Here is a 12,930-nt window from a genome sequence, read left to right on the forward strand (position 1 = left end):
CACTCCAAAATAAAAGGCATCTCATGGATGCCTTTTTATTGTTAAAGTGCGGTAGTTTTTTCGCACGTTTTTGGAATTGTTTTGATTTATTCCGCCGGGAACACAAACGGATTCAAACCGCTTTTCATAAAGCCTTTTTTCTCCATTTCCATATCCAAAAAGATAGACGCTAAATCATCAGCAATCACTTCCATTTTCGGATCTTTTTCTTGGTATAAGGCTTTAAGGTAACTACGGCAGCTTCCGCAACTTTCGCTGCGAACTGCCGCTAAATGCTCATCAAGGGACCAATAATCTAAATCGCTGCTTTCTCCACAGTTTGTGCATTGTGTGCGCACCATATTCCATTCGCTTTCACATAAAGAACAGTGCATGTAGCGTAACCCTTGATTTGTACCTAAATGAATCATGCTGGCCGTTGGAGAGGCGCTGCAAACCGGGCAAAGATGTAAATCTTCGGTACTTTCTTGTTTGGCGTTGTGCGGAATTTGTTGCACTAATTGGAACCAATACAAGGATAATGCCGCCCATACAAAGACGGCTTTATCACTGGAAATAGTGGCAAATTCTTGTGCCAAGACTTTATCGGCAAGGTCTTCCAATTCACTGTCTGCGGCTTTTTCTAACCATTCAATCGTGGTGAGAATCTGGTCGTTGGCAGAAGGTTTTAATTTCTCTAAAAGTGCGGTCAATAATTTGCGCCAAATTGGGTCACGCAGCCAGTTTTTCACATCTAGTGGCTTATTTGCTAATTGCTCACCGGAAAGCGCTTGTAATCGAGGATCTTGTGGAATCGGCATGCTTTCAAGCAAGACTAACTGCGCATCGGCAATCGCGGCGGCAAACAACAGATAATCAGCGAGCGGATGATCCTGCGCTAATTCTCTTAAACGTGTGGCACGGCGTTGATATAAATTTTTCGGGTTGGAAAACAACAGTGGCGGCGCAGTATAAGAGGCTGCCGCTTGTTTAATTTCATTTTCAGGTAGAATTCGGATACTCATAATTTTAGGGCTTATTGTTAATAGAAAGTGAAAATTCATGCCTATTATAGGCGCATAAATTTACTGTTCAATGACCGAAACGGGTAATTTTTATTTATTTTCCAGCCATTGTTTAATGCGGTTTACCCCTTCTTGCAAATGCTCGATGTTGCGTGTGTAAGCAAAGCGCAAATAATGCTTCGTACCATTTTGCCCAAAATCAATGCCCGGTGTCGTGGCGACCTGAATTTCATGGAGCATTTGTTTGGCAAATTCATAGCTGTCATTGGTGTATTTCGACACATCAGCCCACAAATAAAAAGCGCCTTGGGGTTTAAACTCAATGGTAAAAATGTCTTTTAAGGCGTTATATAAAAAATCGCGACGTTCTTGGAATTGTTGTTTCACTTGCGCAAGATGGGCTTCGTCAAAGGCTTCTAATGCGGCATATTGGCTTAATGTTGGTGCGGAAATAAAGATATTTTGCGCAATGATTTCAGCTTCACGCACTTTATCCTCCGGCACGATAATCCAGCCTAAACGTAAGCCCGGCATACAGAAATATTTAGAAAAACCGTTGATGACATAGGCCTTATCGTTAAATTGCAATGCGGTTGCAGCAGCTTCGTCATACACCAAACCGTGATACAACTCATCGGAAATAAACGCAATGTCGTGTTCACGACAATATTCGTTAAGCGCTTTCAAGCGTTCGGTGGTGTAAATATTGCCTGTCGGGTTTGCCGGCGAGGAAATTTGTAACGCTTTAATTTGATGGCGTTTTAATTGCTCTACACTTAATTGATAACAATCTTGTTTATCTACCGGCATGAATTCCGGCTGAATATCCATCATGTAAGCAAAATTTTTATAACAAGGATAAGACGGATCCGTTAAACCCAATTTGTCACCGTTATTTAAGGTGAGGGCATAAGCCACTAGGAATGCACCGCTGGTACCGGGCGTAAGCAAAATCCGATTCGGATTGATTTTCACCTGATAAGTGCGGTCATAATACGCGGCGATTTTTTCTCGCAACGCCAGAAGTCCAAGGCTTTCTGTGTAACTAAATTGATTGTGCTGCACGGCATCTTGCAACGCGGCTTTAACCTTATCGGAAGGCGGTAAATCCGGCTGACCGATTTCAAAATGAATGGCGTTCGGGTATCTTGCCGCTTCTCGTACAATATCCATCACAATAAAAGCGGACATGTTGTCGTAACGCATAATGTTTCCTTTTTCTCTTTTTTTAGAAAATTTTAAGCTTCTTAATCTTTTCTTAATTTTTACTTGATTTAATAGCTCTCAACAAAGCAAGGGGCTTTGTGATGATGAACTTTATGAAGGAGATTTCAAATGAAGAAACGTAGTTTAGCAACAATTTTCGTATTAGCAACCGTTGCCGCAAGCGGCGCTTTTGCCAAAGGTGGTTTCCAAGATCCTAATGCGTCACAAGTACAACACCATCAAAAAGGGGATTTTAAACGTGGTGGGTTTGTTAATGGCGAACAAACACTAAGCAAAGCAGCAGACGCCACTTCGTGGGTTGACGATCAATATGTGATTTTACAAGGCAATATCGTTAAACAAGTGGGTAAAGATGACTATATTTTCAAAGATGCCAGCGGTGAACTCCAAGTAGAAATCGACCGCAAAGCATGGCGCGGTCAGGATATTTCCCCAAGCGATGAAGTAAAACTTTACGGTGAAGTGGATAAATCTTGGAATAAAACGGAAGTCGATATTGATCGTGTCGAAAAAATTGTAAAATAATCCGACAAAAAACAGAAAGTGGTGATGAGCCACTTTTTGTTTGTTCTGATAATAGCGATTTCTCAAGTGAAAAGTGCGGTGATTTTTTTATGCGAATTTTATTAATCGAAGACGATGCGCTTATTGGCAACGGCATTCAAATCGGTTTGACCAAATCGGGCTTTGCAGTAGATTGGTTTACTGACGGCAAAAGCGGATTGGCGGCAGCACAAGGCGCGCCTTATGATGCGGTGGTGTTAGATTTAACGTTGCCGAAAATGGACGGCTTAGATGTGCTGCAGGCATGGCGTAAAAACGGGCAGGATGTGCCGGTGTTGATTTTAACGGCGCGAGATACCTTAGATGAACGCATTACGGGCTTACAACGTGGCGCAGACGATTATTTATGCAAGCCGTTTGCGTTGGCGGAAGTGGTGGCGCGCTTGCAAGCGTTGATTCGTCGTCGTTATGGGCATGCCAGCCCGATTATTCAGCATAGCTGCGTCAAATTCGATCCGAATCAACGCAAAGTGTTGTTGAATGAACAAGAAATTGCATTAACCACGCGTGAATACAAACTGCTTGAGCTGTTTATGCTGAATAAAGAACGCGTCCTCACCCGTGATTTTATTGAAGAAAAACTTTACAACTGGGATGACGAAGTCAACAGCAATGCCTTGGAAGTGCATATTTATAATTTGCGCCAAAAACTCGGTAAACAATTTATTCGCACCGTGCATGGCGTGGGTTATGCTTTAGGAAAAAATGATGAATAAGCTTAATTGGCACAAGCGCAGCCTCCGTTTTCGATTAATTGCCACCTTGTCTTTGGTGTCTGTTTTGGTGTGGCTGATCTCCACGGCGGTAGCGTGGTTTCAAGTCCGTAAAGAAGTGAACCAAGTTTTTGATGCACAACAAATTCTCTTTGCCGAACGGCTGGCTTCCTCTGATTTACGCCATCTTTTAACCGAGCGTCACAACCCACAACCACGCCGTCCTTTTAAAAAGCACCGCTTTGATGACGATGCCCTAGCTTTTGCGATTTTTACCACAGACGGCAACATCGTGCTCAGTGACGGTGAAAATGGCGAAAACTTTATTTATGCGCCTAAAAAAGGCTTTTCACTCAGTAAAATTCGAGAGGACGATGATGACTGGCGTATTTTCTGGTTGCCTGTTGCCGGTGGTCGTTTAATGGTTGCCGTGGGGCAGGAGCAGGAATATCGCGATGAACTGATCAATAAAATGGTATTCGGGCAAATGTGGATTTGGTTTGCCGGTTTGCCGTTTTTATTGGCGGCACTGGGATTGATTATTCGCCGAGAATTGCGCAGCTTAAAAGAAGTGGGCGAGCAAGTAGCGAAACGCCCGCCGGATGATACCTCATTGTTACCGACCGACAATCTGCCGACCGAAATTTTGCCGTTAATTAAAAATTTAAATCAATTTTTCGACCGCACTTCTGCCACCTTATTGCGTGAACGCCGCTTTACGTCAGATGCCGCCCATGAATTGCGCAGCCCGCTTGCCGCTTTGCGTATTCAAACGGAAGTGGCGCAACTTGCCGGTGATGACGCTCACTTGCGTGAACAGGCATTGGAAAATCTGACCAAAGGCATCGATCGCGCAACCCAGCTTATCGAGCAATTATTAACCCTTTCTCGCTTGGATAATTTGAAAGAACTGGAGAATTTACAGGAAATTCATTGGGAACAGTTGATTCCGTCGTTGATGGGAGAATTGTATTTTCATGCGGAGAAACACCAAATCACATTGGCATTTGAGCCAATCACCGTGCCGCCGGTAAAAAGGGGGCAACCGTTGTTGTTGGCGCTTATGTTGCGTAATCTGATCGACAATGCCATTCGTTATTGCCCGGCGGGTAGCCAGGTTAAAGTGCGGTTGGAAAAAAACAAGATTTTGGTGGAAGACAACGGTGGCGGTGTGGATGAGGCTAATCTGGCTAAACTCGGTCAACGGTTCTATCGCCCCGCCGGGCAAAACGAAAAAGGCAGCGGCTTAGGCTTGTCTATTGTTCGCCGCATTGCCGAATTGCATCATTACCAACTCAACCTTTCTAACCGTAAAGGTGCTGCCGGTGAACGCATCGGGTTGTGTGCGGAGATTTTGTTGTAAGTCGATGAAAAGGCGGGGCTAAAAGTGCGGTGAATTTCCACCACACTTTTTTATTTGATGCTGTTGAATCGGTTTTATGAAAACAAAAAAGCAAGCCAAAAGGCTTGCTTTTTTTCGCTGTAAAGTGCGGTCCCCAAAGAGAGCGTTTTACGCTTTTTTGTATAATTGCGGTAACGCAGAATCTTTGTTTGTCGCCAGTAAACCGGTGCGGGAATAGATACCGAGTTTGTCACGGGTGTCGGTGATATCAAGGTTACGCATGGTTAATTGACCAATACGATCTACCGGATCAAACGGTGCATTTTCCACTTTTTCCATACTCAAACGTTCCGGATGGTAGGTTAAATTCGGCGATTCCGTGTTGAGTAAGGAATAGTTGTTACCACGACGTAGCTCTAACGTCACTTCACCGGTGACCGCGCGAGCCACCCAACGTTGAGCAGTTTCACGCAACATTAAGGCTTGTGGATCGAACCAGCGACCTTGGTATAACAAGCGACCTAAACGAATACCGTTGATGCGGTATTGTTCAATGGTGTCTTCGTTGTGGATGCCAGTCACTAAACGTTCGTAAGCGATGTGTAACAGTGCCATTCCCGGGGCTTCGTAGATGCCGCGTGATTTTGCTTCGATGATACGGTTTTCGATTTGGTCGGACATCCCTAAGCCGTGACGACCACCAATGCGGTTGGCTTCAAGGAACAATTCTACGATGTTGTCGAACGTTTTACCGTTTAATGCCACCGGGATGCCTTCTTCAAAACGCACCGTCACTTCTTCCGCTTTGATTTGTACGTCTTCACGCCAGAATGGTACGCCCATAATTGGGTTGACGATACGAATACCGGAATTTAAGAATTCCAAGTCTTTTGCCTCGTGAGTCGCGCCAAGCATGTTGGAGTCGGTGGAATAGGCTTTTTCGACAGACATTTTGTAATCAAAGCCGTTTTCAATTAAGAAGTTAGACATCTCAAAACGGCCGCCCAATTCATCGATGAATTTTTGATCCAACCAAGGTTTATAAATTTTTAAATTTGGGTTGGTCATTAAGCCGTAACGATAGAAACGTTCGATGTCGTTGCCTTTGTAAGTACTGCCATCACCCCAAATATTGACATCATCTTCTTTCATGGCGGAGACCAACATGGTGCCGGTTACCGCACGGCCTAATGGAGTAGTGTTGAAATAAGTCAAACCACCTGTCGTCACGTGAAACGCACCGCATTGGATCGCCGCAATGCCTTCTTGGGCTAATTGCGTGCGGCAGTCGATTAAGCGGGCCATTTCTGCGCCATATTCTTTGGCTTTGCGTGGAATAGCCTCGTAATCCTCTTCATCCGGTTGGCCAAGGTTCGCGGTGTAAGCGCAAGGAATGGCGCCGTGTTGACGCATCCAAAGCAATGCCGCGCTGGTGTCTAAGCCGCCGGAAAAGGCGATACCGACTTTTTCACCTTTGGGTAAGTGTTGCAAAATGGTATTTGACATATTTTCTTTCCTTATCTGTGTTTGTTTGAGTGAATGGGGTTGATAAAAGTACGTGGTAAAAACATTTCGAAAAACAACCGCACTTTTATTCTTCTGTTGTCAGCATTAAATTCGGGTCAGGATATTGGTAAACAAATTCTAATTCATGACAAATTTTTTCCGCCATGATAATGCGCTGCGGATCTTGTTCTGAGTTAATAAAGTGCGGTGGTTCTAGCCCGTATTTTTCTGCCGCATACTGATAATAGGCTTCCCGTGTTGGGTGCATTGGCGCGGCCAAATGATATAAACGATAGCCGCCCGGGGTTTCTAACAATAATTGAATGGCGCGTGCGCAATCGTCTAAATGGACTAAATTTACCGGAGAATGACCGCACTTGAGTGCTTGTTTTCCGGCAATGGAATAAACAGGGTGACGATCGTTACCGACTAAACCGGCAAAACGAATAATATCGCAATCAATGTCTTGCATTTTTGCCAAGGCGTTTTCAATTTCAACCAAGGCGCGCCCTATGTCACTGTCCGGCTGTGGGGTGACGGATTCATCAAAATGGGCGGAAATATCAGGAAAAACGGAGACGGAACTAATAAAGATAATGTGGTTTACGCCTTGTAATAAGGCTTCGTTAACCAGATTTTGTACGCCTTCAACATATTGATTGAGATCGAAAAAATATTGGCTTGGTGGAATATTAATGATCAGCGAATCCACATCTAGCAAGGCACTGACATCATCAGGATCCGCATTAATTTCAGGGGTAAGTTCCAAATGATAGGCTTCCAAACGCATTAAACGCATCTGTTCTACACCATCGTGAGTGCGTTTCGTGCCTTTCACTTCCCAGCCTAGATTTTTTAAATGTCGCGCCAGTGGCAAACCTAGCCAACCTAACCCGACAATGGCGACCGACCTCATATTACTCCTATCCGGTTACAAAAAATTCCCACTATTCTAATGCATAGCGGGAATTCCTTTAAGTGTTATTTTGTTAATAAATCCAAGGCTTCTTGGTATTTATCTACAGTCTTCTGAATGACATCCGACGGCACTTTCGGCGCCGGTGGCTGTTTATTCCAACCGCTGTTTTCCAACCAGTCACGAATAAATTGTTTATCAAAAGACGGTGGGTTTGTTCCTTCTTTATAAGTCTCTACTGACCAGAAACGGCTAGAATCCGGCGTTAATACCTCATCCATCAAGGTTAATGTGCCGTTTTCATCCAAGCCGAATTCAAATTTGGTGTCACAAATGATGATACCTTTGGTTAAGGCATATTTCGCCGCTTCGGTATAAAGGGCGATGGCTTTTTCTTTTACTTGCGCTGCTAAATCTTTGCCGATTAAGTTTTCGCACTCGGCATAGCTAATATTAATGTCGTGATTGCCGATTTCTTCTTTGCTGGATGGCGTGAAAATTGGCTCAGGCAATTTGCTGGCTTCTACTAACCCTTTTGGCAAGACTAAACCGCAAATTGTACCGGTTTGTTTGTAATCTTTCAGTCCGCTGCCGGTTAAATAACCGCGTACAATAGATTCGATTTTAATCGGGGTTAAGCGTTTGCACACCACCGCACGATCTTTCACTAAATCGGCTTCCGCTTTGGGTAACACATCGTAAACGCTGTCGCCGGTAAAATGATTCGGCATAATATGCCCCAGTTTGTTAAACCAAAAGTTAGAAATTTGTGTCAGGATTTCGCCTTTACGCGGAATCGGATCATCTAAAATCACATCGAACGCCGACAATCTGTCACTGGCGACCATCAACATTCGTTTGTCATCAATTTCATACAAATCCCGTACTTTGCCGGAATAGATTTTTTTTAGACTAAGTCGTGTCATTTCATTCCCTTTTTATCTGCGTAAAAATAATGGCGCGTATTGTACCGCACTTTTTACGCAAACGTTTGCATTTTTTGGTGAGAATTTTATTTTGTGCTGGATTGATGTCTGCGTAAGGAAATAAAGTGCGGTCAGAAAAAAGAATGTTTTTAAGTGGATTATTCAAAATAAAAAGACCGATAGCTTTCGCTATCGGTCAAAAAGACAGTAGTATGTATTTTATGAATAATAAGAATTAGAACATGATACGGGTACCTAAGCCGATACGGGTTGCATCGGAAACTTTTTCACCGTTTTCTTTAACATTCGCTTTGCCGCCTTCAAGGTAAACAGCAACGTGTTTGTTAAATCTGTGGTCAACACCCATTACCCAACCTCTGTATTTACCGTTAGCTTGGCCTTCATTTTTACCGGTACCCCATAAGTATGCACCGTAAAGGGCATTTTGCTCGGTTAAATCGACTTTCAAACCTAAGTCAAAACGGTCGATTTTTTCGTATCTGCCAACGCCAGTAGCTTTATTACCCATACTGTGTTTGAAGTTGTAGTCTCTGTGACCTTTCATTGATGTACCATGAGCCCAGTCAAAACCAACGCTAACGATTTTATATTTTACGTCAAAACCAACACCGGCAATTTTTTGTTTGTAGTCTTTCGTCATCGCATCAGCTTTTTTCACTTCGATATAGCCGGAACCGAATCTTACACCCACATCGCCCCATTGACCATCATAGAAAGCACCTACGCCAAAACCTTGACCCTCATCTGCTTTAGCTTTATTTGCTTCGCCAAAGTAATAGTCTGCAGCAACACGGAAGCCGGCAAATTTGCTAGACATAAAGTGAACTGCTTTTGCTGCGCTATCGTGTAATACGTTACCGCTTAATTCGTAAGAATAGTTAGCTTTAGGAATGTGGTCACCCAAAGTCAATTGGTTACCGAAAGTCAATGAACCGATATCTTTATGTGCAAATCCACCGAATAAACGTTTAGTGTTGATGCCATCACCAACAGTACCATTTTGAGTGAAACGAATTTCAAATGCGGCTAATGCGCTGAAACCGTTACCAATCTCTTGGCTTGCGCGAACGCGAACGCGGGAACCACGGTCAACTAAATCAGTACGTTTGCCACTAGTGTCAACTTTTTTATCTTTCATGTTAACGATTTCGAATGCGCCACGTCCGTCTAATTCAACTTTTGTGCCTTCGTTTTTATAAACGACAACAGCATTTGCTGAAGCCGCAGCCATTGCTGTTACTACTAGTGCGATAAGTGTTTTTTTTCATGTTAATCACCTTGAGTTTTAGTTTTAACAAAATTGACGTTCTTATTGTATAAAATCGGATGTTTCACTCCATTTTGTTTTTATTAAATGGCGTTTTTCTCGATTTCGGTTCAACGCTAATAAAACTTTTTAGTGCTGTCAATAAACGACAAATTTCACGTGGTTTTTAAAACCATTATTTTTCAAATGGTTATGTAATTCTTCCATTTTTGTTTAGTGGCGAAAAGTGTTATCTGGATCACAATTTTTATATTTTCTTGATCGGCTATTTTCTACTGGATTTGATTTAACTTATTGATTTCTATTTTAATTTTTTTATTTACTAAAATGAGTATTTAATAAAATAAATATGTAAGTACTTTATTTGAGATTTCATCTTATTTTTGTGATGCTGATCACGTAATGGTTGACGAAATTCGCCTTTAAAAACAATGGGATGGGAAAAGTCTTTCACTCCATTTGAAATGAATTTTTATTTGATGAATGAAAGAGAGAATAAATTTTGTGCATTTTTAATACACGCTAAGTGCTTATCATAGTGAAATAGAAATACCCGGAAAATACACCGCACTTTGTTGCAACGTGCTCCCATTTATGATTCTCAAACTTGAAAAAAGTGACTAAAAAGCATATAGTTGCGCCACTCATTTTTGGACCGTCGTTTAAGGCGGTTTCTTTATTTTTTCATCAAACAACACAGACAGAACAGATGACATACCCACAAGAACAAGTTAATAAACGCCGCACGTTTGCGATTATTTCTCACCCCGATGCAGGTAAAACCACCATTACCGAAAAGGTTTTGCTTTATGGTAACGCCATTCAAAAAGCCGGTTCGGTGAAAGGCAAAGGTTCCGCGCAACATGCGAAATCCGACTGGATGGAAATGGAAAAACAACGTGGGATTTCCATTACCACTTCCGTGATGCAATTCCCATACAACGACTGTTTGGTCAACTTGCTGGACACCCCGGGGCATGAGGATTTCTCTGAAGATACCTACCGCACTTTAACGGCGGTGGACAGCTGTTTGATGGTGATTGACTCCGCGAAAGGGGTTGAGGATCGTACCATTAAATTGATGGAAGTTGCTCGTTTGCGCGATACGCCGATCATCACGTTTATGAACAAACTTGACCGTGATATTCGCGATCCGATGGAATTGTTGGATGAAGTAGAAAGCGTATTGAAAATTCACTGCGCGCCGATTACGTGGCCTATCGGTTGTGGCAAATTGTTCAAGGGTGTGTATCACTTATATAAAGACGAAACTTATCTTTACCAAACCGGACAAGGGCACACGATTCAAGAAGTACGCATTGTGAAAGGCTTAAATAATCCGGAATTGGATAACGCCGTAGGTGACGATTTGGCACAACAATTACGTGATGAATTGGAATTAGTCAAAGGCGCCAGCAATGAATTTGACTTAGATTTATTCCTAAACGGTGAACTGACACCGGTCTTTTTCGGTACGGCGTTAGGGAATTTCGGCGTGGATCATTTCCTTGACGGCTTAACCGAATGGGCACCTGCGCCACAAGCTCGTCAAACCGATGTGCGTAAAGTGTCTGCCGATGAAGAAAAATTCAGCGGCTTCGTGTTCAAGATTCAAGCCAATATGGATCCAAAACACCGCGACCGTGTTGCATTCTTACGTGTTGTGTCCGGCAAATATGAAAAAGGCATGAAACTCAAACATGTACGTATCGGTAAAGAGGTGGTCATTTCTGATGCGTTAACCTTTATGGCGGGCGACCGTGCACATGCGGAAGAAGCCTATGCCGGCGATATTATCGGTTTGCACAATCACGGTACGATTCAAATCGGCGATACCTTTACCCAAGGGGAAGACTTAAAATTCACGGGCATTCCAAACTTTGCACCGGAGTTATTCCGTCGTATTCGTTTAAAAGATCCACTTAAGCAAAAGCAATTATTAAAAGGCTTGGTACAGCTTTCCGAGGAAGGCGCCGTGCAGGTTTTCCGTCCGTTGTTGAATAACGATTTAATCGTTGGTGCGGTGGGCGTGTTGCAGTTTGATGTGGTCGTTTCGCGCTTGAAATCTGAATACAACGTAGAAGCCATTTATGAAACCGTCAACGTGGCAACCGCACGTTGGGTGGAATGTGGCGATGCGAAAAAATTTGAAGAGTTTAAACGTAAAAATGAACAAAACTTAGCGTTAGACGGTGGCGATAACCTCACTTATATCGCACCAACGATGGTGAATCTCAATCTTGCGCAAGAACGTTATCCGGATGTGACATTCTTCAAAACCCGCGAACATTAATTCGTTTAAAAACGTTAAAAAAGAAGACCGCACTTTAAGAGATTAAAGTGCGGTCTTTTTTCTAGGTGTTTTTATTTACTTGTTTTCTTCTTCATTACCGTTTTTCAAGGTGGAGAAGTAGTTTGCTAAAATCGGGCCGGAAACGTTGTGCCAGAAACTGAACACAGCGCTTGGTACGGCAGCGATTGGGTTTAAGTGTGCGGTGGCAAGTGCTGCGCCTAAACCGGAGTTTTGCATACCCACTTCAATGGCGATGGCTTTGCTGTCGTAGTTATTTAATTTGAGTAATTTGGCTGTAATAAAGCCGATGAGGTAACCCAAACAGTTGTGCAACACAACCACACCGAAAATCAATAAACCGGAGTCGATGATTTTGTCTTTACTTCCGGCAACCACTGCAGCAAGAATTAAGACAATCGCGATGACAGAAACCAAAGGCATGGTTTGGCTGATTTGCGACATTTGTTTTTTGAACAGGGCACGAATCACTAAGCCTAAGAAAATTGGGAAAAGCACCATTTCTAATACGGAAACAAACATCGCCGTTGCGTTAATTTCGATCCATTGGCTTGCCAAGACATAGAAAATTACCGGCGTTAATAACGGCGCCAACAAGGTGGAAATGGTGGTGCAAGCCACGGAAAGTGCGGTGTTACCACGGGCTAAATAGGTCATCACGTTAGAGGACGTACCACCTGGGCAGGAGCCGACAAGAATCACACCAGCCGCTAAATCATCCGGCAAATTCAATGCTTTTGCGAGGACAAAAGCAATGGACGGCATGATCACAAATTGTCCGACTACACCGACAATGACGGCTTTCGGATGTTTTGCAACTTCACTGAAGTCGTTGAACGTCAGCGTAATCCCCATGCCAAACATGACGATGCCGAGCAAGTAAGGAATATATTGGCGGAGCCATAAAAAGGTTTCCGGCGAGATAAAGGCGAGGAGAGCGAAAAGTAACACCCAAAGGGCAAAGGTTTTACTGACAAATTGGGTAAATTTAAGCAATGCGTGCATAAAAAATCCTTAAAAATTAAAAGTACGAGTAGTGAAAAAAGAGCAGTCAACATAGCAGAAAATAAGCGAAATGAAAAAATATTTTCGGGGCAAAAAAGGAGAAAACGTGAATTTTTTTATTTTCGCAA

Annotated in this window: 11 protein-coding genes; 4 read left to right on the plus strand and 7 right to left on the minus strand. The window is 43.0% G+C overall.

Annotated elements, in window-relative coordinates; translation table 11 throughout:
* Positions 1-86: 86 nt before the first annotated feature.
* Complete coding sequence (fdhE, locus tag AC30SH_RS03145; protein WP_489582094.1) at positions 87-1,004, minus strand: formate dehydrogenase accessory protein FdhE; 918 nt, start codon at positions 1,002-1,004, stop codon at positions 87-89.
* Positions 1,005-1,094: 90 nt separating this feature from the next.
* Positions 1,095-2,210, minus strand: a complete 1,116-nt coding sequence (locus tag AC30SH_RS03150) for a pyridoxal phosphate-dependent aminotransferase (protein WP_376921989.1) — start codon at positions 2,208-2,210, stop codon at positions 1,095-1,097.
* A gap of 129 nt (positions 2,211-2,339) precedes the next feature.
* Between AC30SH_RS03150 and AC30SH_RS03155 the strand changes: the two genes are divergently transcribed.
* The 3 genes from AC30SH_RS03155 to qseC all read left to right on the plus strand — a co-directional run bounded on the left by AC30SH_RS03155 (position 2,340) and on the right by qseC (position 4,871).
* Positions 2,340-2,756, plus strand: coding sequence for a YgiW/YdeI family stress tolerance OB fold protein (locus tag AC30SH_RS03155; protein WP_295976662.1), 417 nt, complete (start codon positions 2,340-2,342; stop codon positions 2,754-2,756).
* Positions 2,757-2,845: 89 nt separating this feature from the next.
* The gene (locus AC30SH_RS03160; RefSeq protein ID WP_314311217.1) at positions 2,846-3,511 is read left to right on the plus strand and encodes a response regulator; all 666 of its coding nucleotides are present in this window, start codon (positions 2,846-2,848) and stop codon (positions 3,509-3,511) included.
* Positions 3,501-4,871: a quorum sensing histidine kinase QseC gene (qseC, locus tag AC30SH_RS03165; RefSeq protein ID WP_376921990.1), complete on the plus strand. Its 1,371-nt coding sequence runs from the start codon at positions 3,501-3,503 to the stop codon at positions 4,869-4,871. The genes AC30SH_RS03160 and qseC overlap by 11 nt, the downstream gene beginning before the upstream one ends.
* Before the next feature lie 147 nt (positions 4,872-5,018).
* Here qseC and argG read toward each other — a convergent pair whose 3' ends face one another.
* From argG to AC30SH_RS03185, 4 genes are all read right to left on the minus strand, one after another.
* Positions 5,019-6,356, minus strand: coding sequence for an argininosuccinate synthase (argG, locus tag AC30SH_RS03170; RefSeq protein WP_489582095.1), 1,338 nt, complete (start codon positions 6,354-6,356; stop codon positions 5,019-5,021).
* An 85-nt stretch (positions 6,357-6,441) separates the two neighbouring features.
* Positions 6,442-7,272 (minus strand): SDR family oxidoreductase, encoded by an 831-nt coding sequence (locus tag AC30SH_RS03175; RefSeq protein WP_314885357.1) that lies wholly within the window; start codon positions 7,270-7,272, stop codon positions 6,442-6,444.
* Between the two features lie 65 nt (positions 7,273-7,337).
* Positions 7,338-8,198, minus strand: a complete 861-nt coding sequence (locus tag AC30SH_RS03180) for a phosphoribosylaminoimidazolesuccinocarboxamide synthase (protein ID WP_485861379.1) — start codon at positions 8,196-8,198, stop codon at positions 7,338-7,340.
* Between the two features lie 235 nt (positions 8,199-8,433).
* Complete coding sequence (locus AC30SH_RS03185) at positions 8,434-9,471, minus strand: porin (RefSeq protein WP_489582394.1); 1,038 nt, start codon at positions 9,469-9,471, stop codon at positions 8,434-8,436.
* A 724-nt stretch (positions 9,472-10,195) separates the two neighbouring features.
* Here AC30SH_RS03185 and prfC point away from each other — a divergent pair.
* A complete protein-coding gene (prfC, locus tag AC30SH_RS03190) occupies positions 10,196-11,779 on the plus strand; it encodes a peptide chain release factor 3 (protein ID WP_489582096.1) in 1,584 nt (527 codons plus the stop codon).
* A gap of 75 nt (positions 11,780-11,854) precedes the next feature.
* Here the strand turns inward: prfC and AC30SH_RS03195 are convergent, their stop codons facing one another.
* On the minus strand, positions 11,855-12,802 hold the full coding sequence (locus AC30SH_RS03195; protein ID WP_489582097.1) for a bile acid:sodium symporter family protein: 948 nt from the start codon (positions 12,800-12,802) through the stop codon (positions 11,855-11,857).
* Positions 12,803-12,930: the final 128 nt, after the last annotated feature.

The sequence above is a fragment of the Aggregatibacter sp. HK296 genome, assembly GCF_980469475.1.

Excerpts from the sequence above, each read along its gene's own strand:
- AC30SH_RS03160 (WP_314311217.1), top strand. The coding sequence starts at position 2,846 with ATGCGAATTTTATTAATCGAAGACGATGCGCTTATTGGCAACGGCATT.
- AC30SH_RS03180 (WP_485861379.1), bottom strand. The coding sequence starts at position 8,198 with ATGACACGACTTAGTCTAAAAAAAATCTATTCCGGCAAAGTACGGGAT.
- qseC (WP_376921990.1), top strand. The coding sequence starts at position 3,501 with ATGATGAATAAGCTTAATTGGCACAAGCGCAGCCTCCGTTTTCGATTA.
- prfC (WP_489582096.1), top strand. The coding sequence starts at position 10,196 with ATGACATACCCACAAGAACAAGTTAATAAACGCCGCACGTTTGCGATT.
- AC30SH_RS03155 (WP_295976662.1), top strand. The coding sequence starts at position 2,340 with ATGAAGAAACGTAGTTTAGCAACAATTTTCGTATTAGCAACCGTTGCC.
- AC30SH_RS03150 (WP_376921989.1), bottom strand. The coding sequence starts at position 2,210 with ATGCGTTACGACAACATGTCCGCTTTTATTGTGATGGATATTGTACGA.
- fdhE (WP_489582094.1), bottom strand. The coding sequence starts at position 1,004 with ATGAGTATCCGAATTCTACCTGAAAATGAAATTAAACAAGCGGCAGCC.
- AC30SH_RS03195 (WP_489582097.1), bottom strand. The coding sequence starts at position 12,802 with ATGCACGCATTGCTTAAATTTACCCAATTTGTCAGTAAAACCTTTGCC.
- AC30SH_RS03175 (WP_314885357.1), bottom strand. The coding sequence starts at position 7,272 with ATGAGGTCGGTCGCCATTGTCGGGTTAGGTTGGCTAGGTTTGCCACTG.
- argG (WP_489582095.1), bottom strand. The coding sequence starts at position 6,356 with ATGTCAAATACCATTTTGCAACACTTACCCAAAGGTGAAAAAGTCGGT.